General features: G+C 38.6%; 20 protein-coding genes. 1 reads left to right on the top strand and 19 read right to left on the bottom strand.

Features of this window, described 5'->3' with window-relative positions; all coding sequences use genetic code 11:
• Window positions 1-18 precede the first annotated feature (18 nt).
• The 19 genes from NE848_RS11355 to NE848_RS11265 all read right to left on the bottom strand — a co-directional run bounded on the left by NE848_RS11355 (window position 19) and on the right by NE848_RS11265 (window position 18,984).
• Complete coding sequence (locus NE848_RS11355) at window positions 19-372, bottom strand: four helix bundle protein (protein ID WP_252113632.1); 354 nt, start codon at window positions 370-372, stop codon at window positions 19-21.
• Between the two features lie 19 nt (window positions 373-391).
• Window positions 392-985, bottom strand: a complete 594-nt coding sequence (hisH, locus tag NE848_RS11350) for an imidazole glycerol phosphate synthase subunit HisH (protein WP_252113630.1) — start codon at window positions 983-985, stop codon at window positions 392-394.
• Window positions 985-2,124: a bifunctional histidinol-phosphatase/imidazoleglycerol-phosphate dehydratase HisB gene (hisB, locus tag NE848_RS11345; RefSeq protein WP_252113628.1), complete on the bottom strand. Its 1,140-nt coding sequence runs from the start codon at window positions 2,122-2,124 to the stop codon at window positions 985-987. Before hisB ends, hisH begins: the two co-directional genes overlap by 1 nt.
• Window positions 2,117-3,169 (bottom strand): histidinol-phosphate transaminase, encoded by a 1,053-nt coding sequence (gene hisC / locus NE848_RS11340; RefSeq protein ID WP_252113626.1) that lies wholly within the window; start codon window positions 3,167-3,169, stop codon window positions 2,117-2,119. Before hisC ends, hisB begins: the two co-directional genes overlap by 8 nt.
• Window positions 3,170-4,453: a histidinol dehydrogenase gene (hisD, locus tag NE848_RS11335; protein WP_252113624.1), complete on the bottom strand. Its 1,284-nt coding sequence runs from the start codon at window positions 4,451-4,453 to the stop codon at window positions 3,170-3,172.
• A gap of 21 nt (window positions 4,454-4,474) precedes the next feature.
• Window positions 4,475-5,338: an ATP phosphoribosyltransferase gene (hisG, locus tag NE848_RS11330; protein ID WP_252113622.1), complete on the bottom strand. Its 864-nt coding sequence runs from the start codon at window positions 5,336-5,338 to the stop codon at window positions 4,475-4,477.
• Between the two features lie 217 nt (window positions 5,339-5,555).
• Window positions 5,556-6,371, bottom strand: coding sequence for a prohibitin family protein (locus tag NE848_RS11325; RefSeq protein WP_252113620.1), 816 nt, complete (start codon window positions 6,369-6,371; stop codon window positions 5,556-5,558).
• Window positions 6,372-6,387: 16 nt separating this feature from the next.
• A complete protein-coding gene (locus NE848_RS11320) occupies window positions 6,388-8,424 on the bottom strand; it encodes a vWA domain-containing protein (RefSeq protein WP_252113618.1) in 2,037 nt (678 codons plus the stop codon).
• 118 nt (window positions 8,425-8,542) lie between these two features.
• Complete coding sequence (gene fabG / locus NE848_RS11315) at window positions 8,543-9,289, bottom strand: 3-oxoacyl-[acyl-carrier-protein] reductase (protein WP_252113616.1); 747 nt, start codon at window positions 9,287-9,289, stop codon at window positions 8,543-8,545.
• A gap of 131 nt (window positions 9,290-9,420) precedes the next feature.
• A complete protein-coding gene (gene sucD, locus NE848_RS11310; RefSeq protein ID WP_252113614.1) occupies window positions 9,421-10,296 on the bottom strand; it encodes a succinate--CoA ligase subunit alpha in 876 nt (291 codons plus the stop codon).
• A gap of 178 nt (window positions 10,297-10,474) precedes the next feature.
• A complete protein-coding gene (locus NE848_RS11305) occupies window positions 10,475-12,118 on the bottom strand; it encodes a M56 family metallopeptidase (protein WP_252113612.1) in 1,644 nt (547 codons plus the stop codon).
• 1 nt (window position 12,119) lies between these two features.
• Window positions 12,120-12,485 carry a BlaI/MecI/CopY family transcriptional regulator gene (locus NE848_RS11300; protein WP_252113610.1) on the bottom strand — a complete coding sequence of 122 codons (366 nt, stop codon included), beginning with the start codon at window positions 12,483-12,485 and terminating at the stop codon, window positions 12,120-12,122.
• 118 nt (window positions 12,486-12,603) lie between these two features.
• The gene (locus NE848_RS11295; protein WP_252113608.1) at window positions 12,604-12,999 is read right to left on the bottom strand and encodes a nuclear transport factor 2 family protein; all 396 of its coding nucleotides are present in this window, start codon (window positions 12,997-12,999) and stop codon (window positions 12,604-12,606) included.
• A 6-nt stretch (window positions 13,000-13,005) separates the two neighbouring features.
• On the bottom strand, window positions 13,006-13,935 hold the full coding sequence (locus NE848_RS11290; RefSeq protein WP_252113606.1) for a UDP-3-O-(3-hydroxymyristoyl)glucosamine N-acyltransferase: 930 nt from the start codon (window positions 13,933-13,935) through the stop codon (window positions 13,006-13,008).
• A 9-nt stretch (window positions 13,936-13,944) separates the two neighbouring features.
• Window positions 13,945-14,511, bottom strand: coding sequence for an elongation factor P (gene efp, locus NE848_RS11285; RefSeq protein ID WP_252113604.1), 567 nt, complete (start codon window positions 14,509-14,511; stop codon window positions 13,945-13,947).
• Window positions 14,512-14,520: 9 nt separating this feature from the next.
• Entirely contained in the window at window positions 14,521-15,306 is a 786-nt protein-coding gene (gene lpxA, locus NE848_RS11280) for an acyl-ACP--UDP-N-acetylglucosamine O-acyltransferase (RefSeq protein ID WP_252113602.1), read from the bottom strand.
• A gap of 5 nt (window positions 15,307-15,311) precedes the next feature.
• Entirely contained in the window at window positions 15,312-16,712 is a 1,401-nt protein-coding gene (locus NE848_RS11275; protein ID WP_252113600.1) for a bifunctional UDP-3-O-[3-hydroxymyristoyl] N-acetylglucosamine deacetylase/3-hydroxyacyl-ACP dehydratase, read from the bottom strand.
• Window positions 16,705-17,730: a UDP-3-O-(3-hydroxymyristoyl)glucosamine N-acyltransferase gene (gene lpxD / locus NE848_RS11270; RefSeq protein WP_252113598.1), complete on the bottom strand. Its 1,026-nt coding sequence runs from the start codon at window positions 17,728-17,730 to the stop codon at window positions 16,705-16,707. The genes NE848_RS11275 and lpxD overlap by 8 nt, the downstream gene beginning before the upstream one ends.
• A 24-nt stretch (window positions 17,731-17,754) precedes the next feature.
• Window positions 17,755-18,984, bottom strand: coding sequence for an HD domain-containing protein (locus NE848_RS11265; RefSeq protein WP_252113596.1), 1,230 nt, complete (start codon window positions 18,982-18,984; stop codon window positions 17,755-17,757).
• A gap of 123 nt (window positions 18,985-19,107) precedes the next feature.
• Between NE848_RS11265 and porX the strand changes: the two genes are divergently transcribed.
• A complete protein-coding gene (porX, locus tag NE848_RS11260; RefSeq protein WP_252113594.1) occupies window positions 19,108-20,658 on the top strand; it encodes a T9SS response regulator signal transducer PorX in 1,551 nt (516 codons plus the stop codon).
• Window positions 20,659-20,720 lie beyond the last annotated feature (62 nt).

The raw sequence follows: 20,720 nt of genomic DNA, 5'->3' as shown, positions 1-20,720 counted from the left end.
TTGGGAAATACGAAATTTTCATTTATTTATTTTTCTTTTTGTTGTATTGATCGCCGAAACTATAATGGAAATTATTTCATTGCATTCCGCATGTAAAATTTTAGCTTTTTCAACATCATTATCCAGAACTTCAATTAAAATTTCCAAAAAATACATGCTCTCATCTGCTTCCTCTTCTACTATTTTTAATTTGTTTATAAAATCAGCATTTGATTTTGCTCGCTGAGCTGCACGATAATTGGCTCCTACCGAGCTTGAAGATCTTATTAGCTGATTTACGTAAGCATTATATTCTCGGGAATGAGGTAACTGTGCACAAAATTTCCAACAGTCGACTGCAAATTGCTTAGTTCTATCCTTCAAATTTCTCATATTCCTTTTTTTCGTACTTCTAACTTCGTAAATCTAATTTCAAGAAATTCTTAAGGATTTGTTCTCCAGTTTTGCTGCTTTTTTCCGGATGGAACTGAACACCATAAAAATTATTTCGGTGTAAGGCCGTTGAGTAATTAACACCATATTCAGTCCGGGCTATTTCATCTTCACATTCCGGTACATAATAACTATGAACCAGATAAACATATTCGCCATCCTCAACCTTATCAAAAAGGTGAGTTTCAAGATTAGTGATCTGATTCCAGCCGATCTGTGGTACCTTAACCTTACTATCAAACCTTTTGACTTCGGCATCAAATATCCCGAGTCCCTGAGTGTCTCCTTCCTCTGAATGATTGCACATTAGCTGCATTCCCAGGCAAATACCGAGAACAGGCTGTTTTAGCTCAGGAATTAGGCTATCAAGCCCGGTGGATTTTAGCATCCTCATGGCGCTTCCTGCTTCTCCAACTCCCGGAAATATTACTTTGTCAGCACTCTTTATCTCTTCGCCATTATTGCTTAAAACAGCTTCAAAACCCAGGCGTTGGATAGCAAATTTGATGCTTTGTATATTTCCTGCTCCGTAATCTATAATTACAATTTTCATTAAAGCATTCCTTTTGTTGATGGAAGTATCATTTTTTCGGTATCTCTCTTTACCGCCATTTTAATTGCTTTTGCGAAAGCCTTAAAAATTGCTTCTATCTTATGATGTTCATTTTTCCCTTCTGCCTTAACATTGAGATTGGCCTTAGCGCCATCGGTAAATGATTTGAAGAAATGATAGAACATTTCTGTAGGCATCTTACCTATCATCTCCCGTTTAAATTCAGCATCCCATTCAATCCAGTTACGGCCTCCAAAGTCAATCGCTACTTGGGCAAGGCAATCATCCATGGGAAGGCAAAAACCATATCTTTCGATTCCCAGCTTATTACCAAGCGCCTGACTAAACACTTCTCCAAGTGCTATGGCCGTATCTTCAATAGTATGGTGCTCATCCACCTCCAGATCACCATTTACCTTAATTTTTAGATCCATTTGTCCGTGGCGGGCAAGCTGATCCAACATATGGTCAAAAAAGGCAATTCCGGTGCCTATTTCGCTTTTCCCAGAACCGTCCAGGTTAAGTTCAATTTGAATGTCTGTTTCGTTCGTTTTTCTGGTTATTTCAGCTGTTCTGTCCTGAAGTTTCAGAAATTCATAGATCTCTTTCCAGGAATCAGTCTTCAATACGATATTATCTTCAATCTCTTTTTTATCATTTTCAACTTCATCAGCGGCCAGATCTTCATGATTGTCAATAAAAATACCTTTCCCTCCAAAATTAAAAGCAAATTCAATATCGGTAAGCCGGTCACCGATCATAAAGGAATTTTTAAGGTCATATTTATCATTATTCAGGAACTTTCCTTCCATAAGTCCGAGTCTGGGCTTTCGAGTTGGCGCATTCTCTTCAGGAAAAGTGCGATCTATAAGCATATCCTTAAAAATTACTCCTTCATTTTTAAAAGTCTTAATAATAAAATTCTGAATAGGCCAGAAATCACTTTCAGGAAAACTCTCGGTTCCGAGCCCATCCTGATTGGTCACCATTACGATCTCATAATCCAGCTCTTTGGCGATCTTTCCCAGATATGTAAGAACCTCGGGGTAAAATTCCAGTTTGTCCAGATTATCTATCTGGTAATCTTCCGGCTCATGTATAAGGGTTCCGTCTCGATCTACGAATAAAACTTTAGTCATTTTCAATTTCTTTTAAAGCGGTGATCAGTTTTCTATTCTCGGTTTTTGTGCCTATCGTTATTCGCAGGCAATTTTCACATAATGGTTGGTTGCTCCTATTTCTAACCACTATGCCTTTGTCGATCAATTGATCGTATCTTTTATTGGCATTATCGACTTCTATCAGTAAAAAATTGGTATCCGATTTATAAACTTTTGAAATGAAATTAACTTCAACTAATTCTTTAATTAAATCCCTCTTTTCACCTAGTATATCAGATACTTGTAATTTTATTTCTTTTGTAGTTTTTAAAACTTCAAGCGCCTCATTTTGAGTCAATTGATTAACGTTGTAAGGAGGTTTGATCCTGTTCAAAATCCTTATGATTTCTTTGGATGCATACAAAATTCCAAGTCTTATTGCAGCCATACCATAAGCCTTCGAAAAGGTTTGTGTAACTATTAGATTTGGATATTCCTGAAGCTTTTTGGTCCAGCTATCTTTTTCAGAAAAATCAATATAAGCTTCATCGATTATCACAAGGCCATCAAAGTTTTCAAGAATCTTTTCAATCCTTTCAGTCTGAAAAGAATTTCCGGAGGGATTATTAGGTGAACAAAGGAAAATGATCTTTGTACTCTTATTCACCTGGTTCAGAATAGCCGTCACATCAGGTTCAAAATCATGATTTAAAAGCACCTCCCGATTTTCCACATTGTTGATATCTGCAAGTACCTTATACATACCATATGTTGGCGGCAGGGAAATAATATTATCTTTTCCCGGTTCACAGAAGGCCCTGAAGATAAGATCCAGCACTTCATCACTCCCATTGCCGAGAAGAATATTTTCAGCCGGGACATTCTTTACTTCTGAAAGCCTTTCTTTGAGCAAATTCTGCTGAGGATCGGGATAGCGGTTAAGCCCAGTATCATTAGGGTTCTCATTAGCATCCAGAAAGACCATTTCAGTGCCCTGCGTATTAAATTCATCCCGAGCCGAAGAGTAAGGCTTCAAAGAAGCGACATTGCTACGAACAAGGGTATTTATATCAAATGTGCTCATTTATTCCAGGTCTTTTAATCTTAGACTTACCGCATTCTTGTGAGCCTGAAGACCTTCTGCCTCTGCTAACAATTCGATTGAAGGCCCAATCTTTCTAATACCATCCTCAGAGATCTTCTGAAAGGTGATGGTCTTCAAAAAACTATCAAGATTTACCCCGCTATACTGCTTTGCATAACCGTTGGTAGGTAAGGTATGATTGGTCCCGGAAGCATAGTCGCCTGCACTTTCTGGAGCATAATTTCCAATAAATACAGAACCTGCATTTGCGATTCCTTCAACGAAGAATGATTCATTCTCAGCGCAAACAATAAAGTGTTCCGGGCCATATTCGTTAATAAGCTCCAAAGCCTCATTATCAGAATCAACCAAAATAAGTCTTGAGTTTTCAATTGCTTTTTGTGCGATATCCTTTCGCGGTAATTCATTTATCTGTACTTCTATCTCTTCCGAAACTTCATCCAGTAGTTTTTCAGAGGTTGAAACCAGAATCACCTGACTATCTGTTCCATGTTCTGCCTGACTCAGTAAATCGGATGCTACATAGGCTGCTTTAGCAGATTCATCAGCAAAAATGAGCAATTCTGAAGGCCCGGCTGGCATATCTATGGCCACCTGGTATTTAGTGGCAAGTTGTTTGGCCACTGTTACAAACTGGTTTCCGGGCCCGAAAATTTTATAAACCTGCGGAACGTCTTCAGTACCAAAAGTCATCGCCCCAATAGCCTGGATGCCTCCAATCTTAAAGATCCGGGTTACTCCGCATAGCTCTGCAGCGTAAAGGATCGCTGAATTCACCTTTCCTTCCTTATTCGGCGGAGTGCACAATATGATCTCTTCACAACCAGCAAGTTTGGCCGGTATTGCCAGCATTAATATAGATGAGAACAAAGGCGCAGTTCCTCCGGGAATATATAAACCTACTTTTTGTATTGGCTTTTTCTCCTGCCAGCAACTTACTCCATTAGTAGTTTCAACACTTACCTTTTGAGTCGTTTGCGCCGAGTGGAATTTTTCAATATTCTCTTTTGCCAGCTGAATGGCCTCTTTCAGTTCTGCAGAGATCTCTATTTTAGCCTCTTCTATCTCTCCTGGAGTCACAATCAGACTGTCCAGTTTAATTCCGTCAAACAGGTCGGTATATTTAGCTACTGCCGAATTTCCTTTTGTTTTGATCTCATCAAAGATCTGGTTCACGGTTTGTTCAATATCAGCCACTGTTTGTGTGGGTCTTTTCAGGATCTCCGCCCAGTCTGACCTTGAAGGATTTAAAATCTTATTCATAATCTAAATTTTCAGCAGTTATTAAATTACCATTTTTTCTATTGGTGCCACCAGAATTCCTTCAGCTCCATAATTCTTAAGCTCATCTATAACTTCCCAGAAGCGTTCTTCATTTATCACGGTATGAACCGAACTCCAGCCTTCTTCAGCCAAAGGAAGAACCGTAGGACTTCTCATCCCCGGTAATAACTTAATAATATCATCGAGTCTTTCATTTGGCGCATTCAGCAAAATATATTTGGAAGTACGGGCATTCAGAACCGATTTAAGTCTGAACTGAAGTTTTTCAAGTATACCTTTCCTTTCTGAAGAGATCTTGGGGGAAATAGCCAGCACAGCTTCACTCTTCAGCATTACCTCCACTTCTTTAAGTCCATTCTTGAAAAGGGTGCTCCCGCTTGAAACAATATCGCAAATAGCATCAGCAAGGCCAATATTAGGGGCAATTTCCACAGAACCGTTAATGATATGCAAGTCTGCTGAGATCCCCTTTTCAGCAAGAAAGGCATTTACCGTGTTTGGATAGGATGTAGCGATCTTCATTCCGTCAAGATCCTTAATACCTGAATATTTAAAAGATTTGGGAACAGCCATAGAAACCCTGCATTTTGAAAAACCCAGCTTCTCACCCTGGATGATATCCTGCCCTTTTTCAATTAACACATTTTCTCCAATGATAGCTACATCTACTACGCCATCCCTTAAATACTGGGGGATATCCCCATTTCTTAGATACATCACCTCCAAAGGGAAGTTACGGGAAGATGCTTTTAATTGCTCCTTTCCGTTGTCTATAGAAATCCCGGCATCCTTAAGGATCTTAATCGAATCCTCATAAAGTCGGCCCGATTTCTGAACTGCGATTCTTAATTTTTCTTTACTCATAACTTTAATTTACCTGATAATTGGAAATAAAAAAACCCGTTTGATTGCTCAAACGGGTCATGATATTTTAGTTAATGTTACAGCATATCATATTCACCTCGCCTGAGCGTGGGTAGAAAAATGATGATGATGTACAAAAATTGGTCTCATTGTTGGCTCAAATCTAAACAAAAAAATTAGAAATAAAACTTCATTTCAACTTTTTAAGATTTGTTTTTTAATTGTTGCCCAAAATAAGTGGCATTCCGCTTTCGCCAGAACCGATTACAACCACCTTACTATTATTTGATTTTGCCAGTTCAAGAGTCGCCTGAATACCTTTTTCCTGAAGTACCTTGTCGGTTAGTGATTCATTCAGGATTCGGTTTGCACGGGCTTTACCCTCAGCATCGATTCGTTGTCTTTCGGCTTCCTGTTCAGCCTTGGTCAAGCGATATTCATATTCCAGTGATTCCTGCTCCTGTCTTAACTTTCGTTCGATCGCCTCCTTAATGGTAGGAGGAAGAGAAACATCTCTTACCAGGACTTCATTCACCTGTACATACTGATCTTCAAGCAAAAGATTGGTTTCATCAAATATCTCCTTTTGAATGGCTTCTCTTTTACTAGCATATAATTGTTCAGGATTATAACGACCTACCACTGCCCTTGTCGCAGAACGAATAGCCGGCTGAAGCAGACGCTGGATATAAGCTTCTCCTTTTTCCTGATGCAGCTTACCAAGAACCGCATATTCGGGCTGAAACCAAACAGAAGCATCCAGACTTATTTCAAGTCCGTTAGAAGAAAGCACACGCATTTCCTCGTCAATGGATTGCTGCCTTACCTCATAAACAAAAACCTTGTTCCAGGGTGCTACCAAATGAAAACCTTCAGATAATGGCGGTTCATCTGTAACTACCCCTCCACCAAAGGTTCTGTATAGAACTCCGGCTTCACCGGAATCAATTGTAATTGTTGATTTTGCAATAAAAATTATTAAAATGACTATACCAATAAAAAGAGGTATGCCAATCTTGGGTAATCTTTCCATATATAAAATTTGAAATTTAAATTAGTCCTAAATATTTACGGTAAAACCATTCTGCGGCAAGAATAATTATCAGTATAAACAACAGGTAATACCAGTCAATCAAAGGTAAGCTTTTTTCCCGGCTTTTCTGCACAGGCCGGAACTTATCATTATTCAGAAGATTAGTGACAAGCTCATCCATTCTATCTGGGAAAGTGAGGTTCGCCTGGTTGTTTTCAGAAAAAGACAGAAGTCCTTCAAGGTTTGCTGATACGAATTGCTGTTCGGTATTATAATCTATAACCTCAAAACTCCCTGATCTTGAAATATTTCTGTTTTGCACTTCAATAGTAAAGGCGTAATTACCGGCCGGAAGATTACCGGCATCGAATTGATAAAAATTATTCTTAAGAACAAGATCGGAATTAAAACTTTCCGGGTTATCCTTGTTGATTATATTAATTTTAAGGTTTGCGCCTGCATCAAACTGGTAATTCTCATCAAAGTATTGAGCAGTAATGATAACATCCTGGTTGGCATAATAGAAGTTCTCATTATCTACAGTAAGCCTGTCTCTCGATCTTTTCGAAGAAAGGTTCTGGATGAGTTTTCCAAAAAAATCATCGAACTCCTGAAACGATTTATTATCAAGATAAGACTTAGCTCTCCAGCGCCAGAGATTTTCTCCAAATAAGAATCCTGATTTTGGTGAATTTTGAGAAACTCCCATTAAAGGATCTCCGGTTTTGACTCCCTGAAGTTCCTGATATAACATCACTCCAAATTTATTTTTATCAAATTCCAGAGGTCCAAACTTATCTACCAGCGGAGGAAAATCCTCAAAATCTATATCCTCAAATTGAAATGAACTGAACGTAGGGTTGTACACGGGAAATATTTCCTGTGGCTGACTTGTTGCATTCCTTGAATAGCCAAGACCAAGACTGTTAAGGTAATTCCAGTCAGTCTGACTCCCGGTTACAATTAAGTAATTAAAATTTTTATCCCGTATCTCAGTAAACACACTGTTAAACCTTCTATTTATCTGATACAAAATAACTAGTTGATAATCTGATAATTGTATTTTTTCTTTGTTTAAATATTTTATATCTGATGTACGCTGCTGATTACTTTCAATTGACTTTTTAATAGCACCAAGATCGGGATGTGAGAGATCACTAAGAATCAGTACAGAAGTTCTCTCATCTATAACTTCCACCGCAAAATTCTGTTGATTATTTACGGTATTCTTTTCGTCTGCAAGAGGACCTATTTCTGCCCGGTACGTTTTAACACCCAAAGAATTCGCCGGAAGCTCTGTTCTTACTACCTGAGATTTTGAATCTTTTGAAAACTGAAGGTTCTTGGTAAAAACAATATCGCTTCCAGATCTAATCCTAAAACTGGTTTCTACGGCTTCATTGCCCGTATAATTCAAAAACACCTCAACTGGAAAACGGTTGTTAAGAAAGGCATATCGATTGGAATTTATTCTTTCTATACTCAGATCTCTATAGGTGGTTGTATCTCCTATTACTACTGGAAAGACACTGGCCTGGTCTTTCGTTTTGAAATATCTGAAATCCCTCCCCAAACTTTGATTACCATCAGTAAGCAAAACTATAGCAGACGGTTTCTCTGAAAATATATCCTGGGTTTCAGATAGTGCATTATAGATATTGGTCTGTTTTCCTGTAAAATCTAGGCTGTCGTTCTCTATTGATATCCCGTTTGAGAAACTGATATGACTAACTTCAAAGTGCTTTAGTATTTCATCATTTTCTGATAAGCTTCTGGAAATCTCCTGTAGATTTCCCTCTTCTTCCAGGTAGGTCACAGATTGAGAATTATCGGCTAGGATGACCAAATTTGGTTTTACAGCCTCATATTCTGTAGACGTTATTTTCGGGTTTATAAGCAGTAAAAGCAACAGGAATATAGAGATTGCTCTAAGCGCGAAGAAGATATAGTCTTTTCGCCTCTTATCCTTTTTACGGAACAGGTATTGAAAAAAAGCAAACCCCAGCGCTACGAGTAGTGCCAGGGCTATATAAAATATTGTGCTTATTGTCATTAAAGTTCAAAGTTAGAAGCTAACGGCTTAAAGCTCCAAGTTAACTAATTTTTTTATCGCTATAAAAATTACTGAAAACTGGAAATTCTAACTTCTTACTTTTAAAATCTATCTTACCCTAGGTATGCATTCCACCATCCACGTGAATAATCTGACCGGTCACGTATGAACTCAGATCACTTCCAAGATATACGCACGCATTTGCGATATCTTCAGGCTTCCCTCCTCTTTTAAGCGGAATAGCTTCTCTCCAACCCTGAACGGTTTTCTCATCCAGCTTTTCGGTCATTTCGGTCTCAATGAATCCGGGAGCGACCACATTGGTTCTTATGTTTCTTGAACCTAATTCCTGGGCCATAGATTTAGAGAATCCTATAATCCCCGCTTTAGAAGCGGCATAGTTCGCCTGCCCTGCATTACCGGTAACACCTACTACAGAACTCATATTAATGATACTTCCATTACGCTGCTTAAGCATGGTACGTTGCACGGCCTTGGTCATATTGAAGATAGATTTCAGGTTCACTTCTATAACCTTATCGAAATCTTCCTCACTCATTCTCATTAATAGGTTATCTTTTGTGATTCCGGCATTATTCACCAGGATATCGATAGAACCAAAATCTTCATTTACTTTATCTACCAGCTCCTGAGCTTCCTTAAAACTAGCGGCATTAGATTGATAAGCCTTAGCTTTAACTCCCATTCCTTCAAGTTCATTTGCAAGCTCCTCGGCCGATTGTGCCGATGAATTATAGGTAAAAGCAACATTTGCACCGTGCTTCGCAAAGACCTGTGCGATACCTTTCCCTATTCCACGGCTACCGCCGGTAATTATAGCATTCTTTCCTTCTAATAATTTCATATTGATTGATCTTGGTTAATTGTCTATCCAAATATAACAAAACTGGACAGGCCTCTAATAAAAAATCCTTCTGAAATATCCATTTTCAGGATGATTACAGAAGGACTCTTAATAATAGATGTTTTTTAGCTCTAGCTATTTAATACTTCAGCTACTTTCATTCCGATCTCTGCAGGAGAATCCACTACATGTATCCCATTTTCCTTAAGGATCTTTTTCTTAGCCTGAGCAGTATCTTCGCTTCCACCAACAATCGCACCGGCATGCCCCATTGTACGGCCTGCAGGGGCTGTTTCACCGGCGATAAAACCAACAACAGGTTTCTTATTACCGTTTTCCTTTACCCATTTGGCAGCGTCAGCTTCAAGCTGGCCACCAATCTCACCAATCATCACTATACATTCCGTCTCCTCATCGTTCATCAATAACTCCACAGCTTCTTTAGTTGTGGTCCCAATGATAGGATCTCCACCAATTCCTATAGCCGTAGTAATTCCAAGGCCTTGCTTCACAACCTGATCTGCAGCTTCGTAAGTAAGAGTACCAGATTTTGATACAATACCAACTTTTCCTTTTTTGAAAACGAAACCTGGCATGATTCCTACTTTAGCCTCTCCAGGAGTAATCACTCCAGGACAGTTAGGTCCTACCAATCGGCAGTCACGATCTTTGATATAATCTGCAGCCTTTACCATATCGGCAACGGGTATACCTTCAGTGATCGTAATTATAACTTGTATTCCAGCATCGGCAGCTTCCATGATGGCATCGGCAGCAAAGGCCGGCGGCACAAAAATAATGGAAACATCAGCTCCTGTCTGCTCAACCGCGTCTGAAACTGTATTGAAAACAGGTTTATTAAGGTGTTTTTGTCCTCCTTTACCCGGAGTAACCCCACCAACTACATTTGTACCATATTCTATCATCTGCTCGGCATGGAAAGTACCTTCACTTCCGGTAAAACCCTGCACGATTACTTTAGAATTTTTATTGACTAAAACGCTCATAAGTGTTTTTTGATTTTGGTTTACAAAAGTATGTTTTTAAATATAAATCTTAAAGGCTTTTGAGCGATTATTCCTTTTAGAATTCATAAAATTCCCCTAAAAATGGGCTGGTTTAAGCAATTAAAAAACCGAAGCCTAAACTTCGGTTCTAATTTATCTGCCAATAAATGTGACTTATCTAATCAATAGAATCCTTTTTCTTTTGGTCTTTGATAAGTTTTTCCTTCTCTATCTTTTCTTTTAATCGCTGGTTTTCCGCGCGTAATGTTTCCCTTTCTTCTCTTATTCTGGCTCTTTCCTCAATAATTTCTTTTCTTTGCTGTTTTACTTTTTGTCGAATAGCAACTTCATGTTGCTGTCTTATGCTATCTCTTTGCTGTTCTATCTTTACTCTGTGCGCAGCTCTTTCCCGCTCCATTTCTTCCCTATGGAATTCTCTTTCCATCCTCATCTGTTCTCTTATCTGATCTCTTGTGTTCATATGAACCCTGCGTAAAGAATCCTGCTTCCTTGTATGCCTTCTAGGTGCAGGTGGCGGTGGCGGGACCTCTTCATTTAAATGTCTGGGTGCAGGAGGAGACGGAGGAACGTCATCAGCTGTATGAGGAACCGGTGGAGCTGGCGGCAGCCCAACTTTTTCTGCTGGCAAAGGAGGTGGTGGAGGCAGAACAGAGTGCCCGGTTAGCCTGGAAAACCTGGTCTTTTCAAATTCTATATTGAGCAAATCCAGTAGTCCTTCTTCAGCATTCCTGGTCTGCATATGAAAATTCATTTCCTTTAATTCTGAATCAGTTCTGTCTTCAACCAAGGCATCCAGATGTTTCGAAAATTCTTTTAATCTTACCTCTTCGTTATTCACAAAGATCCTGTCTTCTTCCAGACGAATTGAGATTATATCGGGATCCTGGACCTCAGCGAAAAGCACCTTAGAGTCCCCGCTGGAAGTTGTGATCAGCGGTTTCGCAACTATGTCGTTATTAAAAAAATAAATGCATAATGCCAGTACAGGTAACAAAACCCCTATCCTGCCAAGCATGAGTTTTAATGAGAAATTCTTTGAAATCATAATAATTCGTTTTTTCATTAATGAATGACTTATTGAACTTGATAATGAATTGTGATGAAAACCTGAACTATAACTTAGAAGCACATTGGAGTATGCCAGCGCATCAGGTTTTTTTGAAAGTACCTGCTCATCTGCAAGAAATTCATGATTCAGCTTAACCGATCTCTTTAACCAAATAAACACCGGATTGAACCAAAAAATAACTTGCAAAAACTCGATAAACAGAATATCCAATGAATGCCTCTGGTCTACATGAGCTTTCTCATGCTCAATGACCGATTCTGAAATCTGATCGTTTTCATATTCTGTTTTATCCAGAAAAATATAATTAAGAAAAGTATGAGGAATAAGTTTCTGTTTCAGAAGAACATAAATATAATCCCAGCTTCTGAAATGCTCATTATTGGTTATGTTCTCACGAATTTTATACAGGTTTTTTATAAACCTGAATCCCATAATAACCAAACCAATGGTATAAATGACTAAAGCGAAAGTACCCAAATGAGTCATCCAGCTCTCCTGTTTTGGTAGATCACCTGCATCCGGAATTTCCGAGAAAGGAATAGCTGCTGCGGACCCTGATGAATACTCTACCGTATATGAAAAAGTTATTAAGGGTAAGATAAAAGCAAAAATTACAGATCCAATAAGAAAAAAGCGTTTGAACCTGTGCATATTTTCAGCTTCCAGGAAAAACTTGTAGAAGGTGAACAACACAAGCAGACACAATAAAGATTTTACTAAATAGATCAGCATGTCATTTTTTCTTTATGCGTTCGTCAATAAGTCTTCTTATTTCCCTTAATTCCTCATCGCTTAGATTGGTTTCCTTGGTAAAGAAAGAAGCGAATTGCGAAGCCGAGTCGTTAAAGAAACTTTTGATCATTCCGTTCATCTGCCTGGAGAAATAGGTCTTTTTGGACACTTTAGGAAAATATTCCCTTGATCTTCCCTTTTGAGTATAACCAACAAAGCCTTTATCCTGCATTCGCTTCAGCAGGGTGGCAACCGTTGTAATAGCCGGTTTGGGCTCCGGATAAGCCTCTACCAGCTCCTTCATAAAAGCAGTTTCCCTCTTCCATAGAAGTTGCATCAATTGTTCTTCAGCATTAGAAAGTTCCATACACAAATTCAATTACTCTACAAATGTAGAACAATTATTTTAATTCTACAAACATAGAACACTAAATGAATAAAAAAGGCCCTAAGAATAAAGACCTTTTATTTTGTTTGAAAGATTCTTAAGACCAGGGACTTTCGTCTATCTCCTCGCCCAACTGACTTATCTGAACCCCTTTAAAAAGTTTACCATCTTTAAGCTCCCAGATAGCTATAAAATGTCCTAAAGGCATTTCCTCATCAGGGTTTTCTATGGTTCGAACGTGGTAAGTAAAGTTGATAGCGACCTCATCCTTTTTGCTAAAAACCTTTTCAATTTCTGCCCTAAGAGATTCAAAAGAAGAAGCGAGTTGATGACTAATCTCGGCGATCCCCTGCTTGTCAAGCTTTCTGAAACCGGTTGTACCGTACCACGAGAGCTCCACATCCGGATGAAGAAAATCATCTACAACCTTCTCATTATTAAAGAAATTGGATTGGTAGAACTGTTCTACAACTTCTTTCGTTTTTAAACCCATAGTTAGCTATTTTATCGTTTTAACAATTTCCGGCAGTTTCTTTATGGCTGCGTATTCCTTAAGTTTTGTTCGAACTTCTCCAAAAGGTGTGCCCCAATAGGTTGTATTAGGCTCGGTATCTTTAGACACACCACACTGAGCCATTAAAACAGTACCTTTAGCAATGGTAACATCACTTCTAATCCCTACCTGACCCCAAATGGTTACTTCATCTTCCACCCGCACACATCCGGCGATACCAACCTGTGAAGCGATAAGACATTTGCTGCCAATCACTGTATCGTGCCCAATCTGGATAAGATTATCCAGTTTTGACCCCTCTCCAATGATCGTATCTCCAGTCACTCCTCGGTCAATTGAATTGTTTGTGCCAATCTCTACATTGTCTTTAACCACGACCCTTCCTCCTGAAAGCAGTTTATCAAAACCTTCTGGCCTTTTCTTATAGTAAAAGGCATCTCCACCAAGCACGGTACCACTATGAATGATGACATTGTCACCCACTATGCAATTATCACCAATGGTCACATTAGCATGGATAAGACAATTATTCCCAACCTTGACATTATTTCCTAAAAATACATTAGGCTGAATAATCGTTCCTTCCCCAACCATTGCCGAATCGGCTATCATTTCTGTAGATGGCTGGAAAGGCTTAAAATATTTTGTGAGCTTATTAAAATCTCTGAAAGGATCATCTGATATCAGTAAAGCTTTACCCTCAGGGCATTCAACTTCCTTATTGATAAGAATGATAGTCGCAGCCGAATTTAATGCTTTATCGTAATATTTAGGATGATCTACAAAGACAATATCGCCCGGAGTCACCACATGTATCTCGTTCATTCCCCAAACCGGGAAATCGGCATCTCCAACATAATCGCATTCAATTAGTTCTGCGATCTCCTTAAGAAAATGTTTTCGGGCAAACCTCATACAGGACTGTTATTCTTTTATTCTTTCTTTATAAGTTCCCTTTTCGGTCTCGATCTTGATCTTATCACCTTCATTGATGAAAAGAGGAACATTTACCTCAAATCCGGTTTCAACTGTCGCTGGCTTTGTAGCGTTAGTTGCAGTATTTCCTTTAACTCCGGGTTCGGTATGAGTCACTTCTAATACAACACTTGCAGGCATTTCCACCGAAAGAGGCATATTGTCTTCAGTATTGATAAGAATAGTAACCACTTCTCCCTCTTTAAGGAGTTTAGGCATATCAAGTGCATTCTCTGTTAAACGAATCTGCGTATAGTCGTCAGTATTCATAAAATGCCAGAATTCACCATCTTCATAAAGGAACTGATATTTATGTGTTTCCACACGAATATCTTCAATTTTATGTCCGGCAGAAAATGTGTTTTCAATAACTTTTCCTGTAGTCACACTTTTCAGTTTTGTCCTAACGAAAGCAGGACCTTTTCCCGGTTTAACATGAAGGAATTCCACGATCTTATAGATGTCGTGATTATATCGAATACAAAGTCCGTTTCTAATATCGCTGGTTGTAGCCATTTAAATAATTTAATTTGAGCTGAAGTATCCTTTCATGATACCTCTTTGTGAGTTTTTAATAAATTCCAATATTTCGTCTCTTTCTGCTGTAGCCTGCATTTCAGCTTCAATAATAGCCACCGCCTGAGAATTGTTATAGTTTTTCTGATAAAGGATACGATAAATATCCTGGATCTCCCTGATTTTATCGGTACTAAAGCCTCTTCGGCGTAACCCGATAGAGTTAATACCTACATAACTTAGAGGTTCCCTACCCGCTTTTACAAAAGGAGGTACATCTTTTCTAACCAGCGATCCACCGGTCACAAAAGCATGCTTCCCAATACTACAAAATTGCTGAATTGCCGCCATACCTGCAAGGACCACATGATCACCTACGTTAATATGACCGGCCAGGGTGCTATTATTTGAAAAAATACAGTTATCACCTACAATGCAGTCGTGTGCGATATGGCAATATGCCATAATCCAACAGTTATTTCCTATTACAGTTTTCATCCTGTCGGTAGTACCCCTGTTGATCGTCACACATTCTCTGATAGTGGTATTATCACCAATTACTGTAAGTGTATCTTCGTCATTAAATTTTTTATCCTGGGGAATCGCTGAGATCACAGCACCCGGAAAGATACTGCAATTCTTTCCTATTCGGGCTCCCTCCATTATAGTCACATTGGAACCAATCCAGGTACCTTCTCCTATTACAACGTTATTATGAATTGTTGCAAAAGGTTCAATCACCACATTTTTGGCAATTTTAGCTCCCGGATGCACATATGCTAAGGGTTGGTTCATATCAATTATTTAGATTTTACAATTTGGGCCATCAATATGGCTTCTGTCGCGAGCTTACCATTAACATAAGCATATGCCTGCATTTGGCAAATTCCTCTTCTAATAGGAGCTAAAAGTTCTAGTTTAAAGATTAAAGTGTCGCCAGGCACTACCTGTTGCTTGAACCTTACGTTATCTATTTTCATGAAATAAGTCAGGTAATTTTCAGGATCTGGCACCGATTTAAGCGCGAGAATACCTCCTGTTTGGGCCATAGCCTCTACCTGAAGTACTCCAGGCATTACAGGTTTCCCCGGAAAATGCCCTACAAAGAAAGGTTCGTTCATCGTTACATTCTTCACCCCGATCACATGAGAGTCTGTCAATTCGTAGATCTTATCTACTAGTAAAAATGGTGAACGGTGGGGCAATGTATTCATAATATCATTCACATCCATCAAAGGAGGTTGTGAAAGATCTATTTTAGGAACATTATTCCTTTTTTCAGCCTTTATAACCTTGGCAAGCTTCTTGGCAAATTCTGTATTTACGTGATGTCCCGGCTTGGTAGCGATTATCTTTCCTCTTATTCTCGTGCCAACAAGAGCAAGATCTCCAAGTACATCCAGCAATTTATGTCTTGCAGCTTCATTTGGATAATGAAGTGTAAGATTATCAAGGATTCCATTAGGTTTTACTGAAATATCCTCCCTATTAAAAGCAACACGAAGTTTCTTCAGTGTTTCTTCTCCAATCTCTTTATCTACATACACGATTGCATTATTAAGATCACCTCCTTTGATGAGCCCATGCTCTAGGAGGGTTTCTATTTCATGCAAAAAACTGAAGGTTCTGCAATCTGCTATTTCAGTTTTGAATTCTGATAAATGTTCTATGGAAGCATTCTGAGTACCCAATACTTTCGTTCCAAAATCAACCATTGTGGTCACCTGATACTCATCTGCTGGCATGGCTATGATCTCGCTTCCGCTTTCTTCGTCACGGTAACAGATAATTTCATTCACAACATATTCTTCTCTATCTACATCCTGCTCTACTGTACCGGCTTTTTCAAGAGCTTCCACAAAAAACTTGGAAGACCCATCCATGATAGGTGGTTCAGAAGCATTAAGCTCTATATACATATTGTCTATCTCCAAACCAACACAGGCAGCAAGCACATGTTCGGAGGTTTGAATAGTGACTCCATTCTTTTCAAGATTGGTCCCTCTTCTGGTGTTCACCACGTAACTAACATCGGCTTCCACTTCAGGGTTACCTTCCAGATCGGTCCTTCTAAAAACATAGCCTGTATTTTCAGGGGCGGGTTTAAAGGTTAATTTAACTTCCTTACCTGTATGCAGGCCAACACCTTCAAGAGAAACCTCCTCCTGAATGGTTCTTTGCTTCGAAATTCTATCAGCCATTATTGATCTTTTTTTCCAGTTGGTGTAATGTATTCATTGTTTGGGGCAGATTCTTAAAGTGTATATACGATTTATTATAATTACTATATGAGATAGCCGGAGAACCCTGTAACATTTCATCATCTTTAATATCACGTCCTATTCCAGACTGAGCCTGAATCTTGACCCTGTTACCTATACTTAGGTGGCCGGCAATTCCAACCTGCCCTCCAATGAGGCAGTTCTTACCGATCTTAGTCGAACCGGCAATACCAGTTTGCGCCGCAATGGCCGTATTCTCTCCTATTTCGACGTTATGAGCTATCTGAATATGATTATCCAGCTTTACTCCCTGCCTTATGATTGTAGATCCCAGGGTCGCACGGTCTATAGTGGTAACCGCTCCAATATCAACATTGTCTTCGATGATCACATTCCCGATCTGGGGCACTTTGCTGTATTCCCCAGTATCCCCCGGACTAAATCCAAATCCGTCGGCTCCAATCACAGCTCCGCTATGTATTGTACAATTATTTCCTATAAGACTTTCTGAGTATATTTTTACTCCTGCAAAAATGGTGACATTATTTCCAATTCTCACATTGTCACCTATATATACGTTAGGATAGATCTTTACATTCTCACCAATAACCACATTTTCTCCCATATATGAAAAGGATCCAAAATACAGTCCATCACCATATTTAGCAGTTTCTGAAATAAAACTGGGGGTTTCTATTCCTGATTTATTCAGTTTTATCTGATTATAATATTCAAGTAAGGTAGAAAAAGCCTTGTAAGCATCTTTAACCTTGATTAGAGTGGTATTTACGGGTTGATCTATTTCAAAATCATTATTTATGATCGTGATAGAAGCGTTAGTGGTATATAGAAAGGATGTGTATTTTGGATTGCTTAAGAAAGTAAGGGAGCCTTCAGACCCCTCTTCGATTTTAGCCAGTTCAGAAACTTCCACTTCTGGATTTCCCTTAACCGTGCCTTCTAATATCTCGGCTATTTGCGCTGCTGTAAACTTCATTCTGGCAAAAGTAAAAAAAATGCTTTAATCTTTAACTTTGGGATAACACATATAGTATTTGGTGACCGTATTGGTAAGGGCCTTTAAATTGAGCTGGTCTGAAACCTTTACAACATCATTTATCTTCCCGTTCTTATGAAGAATCTTAATGTTGTTCTTTTCTCTTTTATAAGCCAAATTGGCTATTTCTCCTTCAAAAACAAAATAAGATGCCTCTTTTTCTGAAATGCAATATTTATTCTGAAGCGCTATCGATCGCTTTTTGAGTTTATCTTCAGAAGGTTTTTTCTTCTTGATCTTAACTTTCAGAAGGTTGCGGTTAATGATCATTTCACACAGATTGCTCAAAACAAAATCATCTGAATACATCCATTCCTTCATAGCGGAGATCACATCGTTATCATCCAGTCGGGAAAAAATCTCTAATGTTTTATTATCAAAATTTTTCCTGGTGACCTTATTTTCTAAAAAATACAGCAGTGCCCCACTAGCATGTAAAGTTTCGCCCTGCTCTATAAGTTCCTTAGCTCTTTTCAGCACTCTGATAAGAAGTTGCTCTGCCACCAGGCTAGTTTTATGAAGATACACCTGCCAGTACATAAGCCTGCGACCAATGAGGAACTTTTCCACAGAATAGATGCCCTTTTCTTCAATTACGAGCTCATCATCCACTACATTCAGCATAGTAATAAGCCTTTCGCTATTTATATTTCCCTCAACAGCTCCGGTGTAAAAACTATCGCGTTTTAGGTAGTCTAGCCGATCCATATCCATCTGACTGGAAATAAGCTGATTCATGAAATTGCGCTCATAACTGCCTCTGAATATCTTAATAGCAAGAGTTAAACTTTGGTTAAAGTTCAAGTTCATTTCCTCCATGAAAAGCAGTGAAATAGTCTCGTGATCAACCCCTTCAACAAGGCTGTGTTCCATCGCATGACTAAAAGGCCCATGACCAATATCATGCATTAAAATAGCAATAAGCAAAGCCTCCTCTTCTTCTTTTGAAATTTCAACTCCCTTATAGCGAAGGACCCTCACCGCTTTTTGCATAAGATGCACACATCCCAGGGCATGATGAAATCTTGTGTGATGTGCTCCGGGATAAACCAAATACGAAAGCCCCATTTGAGAAATTCGGCGTAATCTTTGAAAGTAAGGATGTTCAATAATACGAAAGATCCGCTCGTTCGGAATGGTAATAAAACCGTAAATTGGATCGTTTAATATTTTAAGTTTAGTTTGCGATGCCAAGCTATATTTTTCTTATAATTCAAAACAAAGATACATATATGAAATGAGCCATAGCATAATCTTAAAATTAAGGAAGATCATGACGGAAAATTTCATTTAAATAACTGCATAAGAGACCAAAATATGAGCAATATAAAAATACTATGGGTAGATGACGAGATTGACTTGCTGAAGCCACACATTATGTTCCTTGAATCACGTAATTACGATGTAAAAACCTGCAAGAGTGGAACCGAAGCTTTAAATCTTATTGAAGAAGAGAATTTTGATATTGTTTTCCTGGACGAAAATATGCCGGGCTTAACCGGACTCGAAACCTTATCTGAAATAAAGGAAAGAAGAGAAACCGTTCCTATAGTAATGATCACTAAGAGTGAGGAGGAGTATATTATGGAAGAGGCTATCGGTTCTAAGATCGCCGATTACCTTATCAAGCCTGTTAATCCCAACCAGATCCTTTTAAGTATTAAGAAGAACCTGGATCATTCCCGGCTCGTTTCTGAAAAGACTACCTCTAACTATCAGCAAGAGTTCAGGAAGATTGCCATGGACATGTCTCAGGTAAACTCCTGGGAAGAATGGGCGGAATTATACCAGAAATTGGTTTACTGGGAATTACAGCTGGAAGACATCGAAGACTCCGGGATGTTTGAGATCCTGGAATCACAGAAACTTGAAGCCAATAACCAGTTCTTTAAATTCATTTCTAAAAATTACCAAAGCTGGTTCGAAAAGGGAGCTGAACCACCGGTAATGTCCCATACCCTTTTTAAAAAGATGGTATTACCAGAGATTAAAAAGGATCAGCCTACTCTTATGATCGTGGTAGATAATTTGAGATATGACCAATGGAAGAGTTTAGAACCTATAATTAGCACCTATTATAAAAAAGAGAAGGAAACACCTTATTATAGCATTCTACCAACCGCCACTCAGTATGCAAGAAATGCCATATTCTCAGGGCTTATGCCAAGCGATATGGAAAAGCTATTTCCAGATTACTGGAAAAATGATATTGAAGAAGGAGGTAAAAATAATTACGAATCTCAATTCCTTAATGAACAATTAAAGCGACTGGGAAAAAATCTCAAATTTGAATATCATAAAATTAGCAGCCTAAAGGCCGGTAAAAAACTGGTAGATAATTTTAAGACACAAAAATCGAACGATCTTACAGTGGTGGTCTATAATTTTGTAGATATGCTTTCACATGCCAAGACCGAAATGGAAGTGATAAAAGAACTTGCTTCAAACGACAAATCCTACAGAAGTCTTACTCAAAGCTGGTTTAAGAATTCTCCTCTTCTTGAAATTATTCAGAAAGCTCAGCAATCTGGTTTTAAACTTATCATCACAACAGATCACGGCACAATTAACGTGAAGAATCCTTCAAAGGTTATCGGAGACAAGAACACAAGCTTGAACCTAAGATACAAAACAGGTAAAAGCCTAACTTATGAAAATAAAGAAGTGCTGGCAATTGAAGACCCTAAATCTGTACACCTGCCAACCATCAACATGAGCAGTTCTTACATATTTGCCAAAGAAGACTTGTTCTTCGCTTACCCCAATAATTACAATCATTATGTGAGTTATTATCGTAATACATATCAGCATGGGGGCATTTCTCTTGAAGAAATTGTAATCCCATTTGTAGTACTTAATCCAAAATAATCGATGAAAAACACTTTTTATCGTTGTAATACATCTTTTTATTTTATATCTAACTGATTATC

It is taken from the genome of Gramella jeungdoensis, from assembly GCF_023805255.1.
Taxonomy (GTDB): domain Bacteria; phylum Bacteroidota; class Bacteroidia; order Flavobacteriales; family Flavobacteriaceae; genus Christiangramia; species Christiangramia jeungdoensis.
This window is presented reverse-complemented; position numbering and strand designations above follow the sequence as displayed.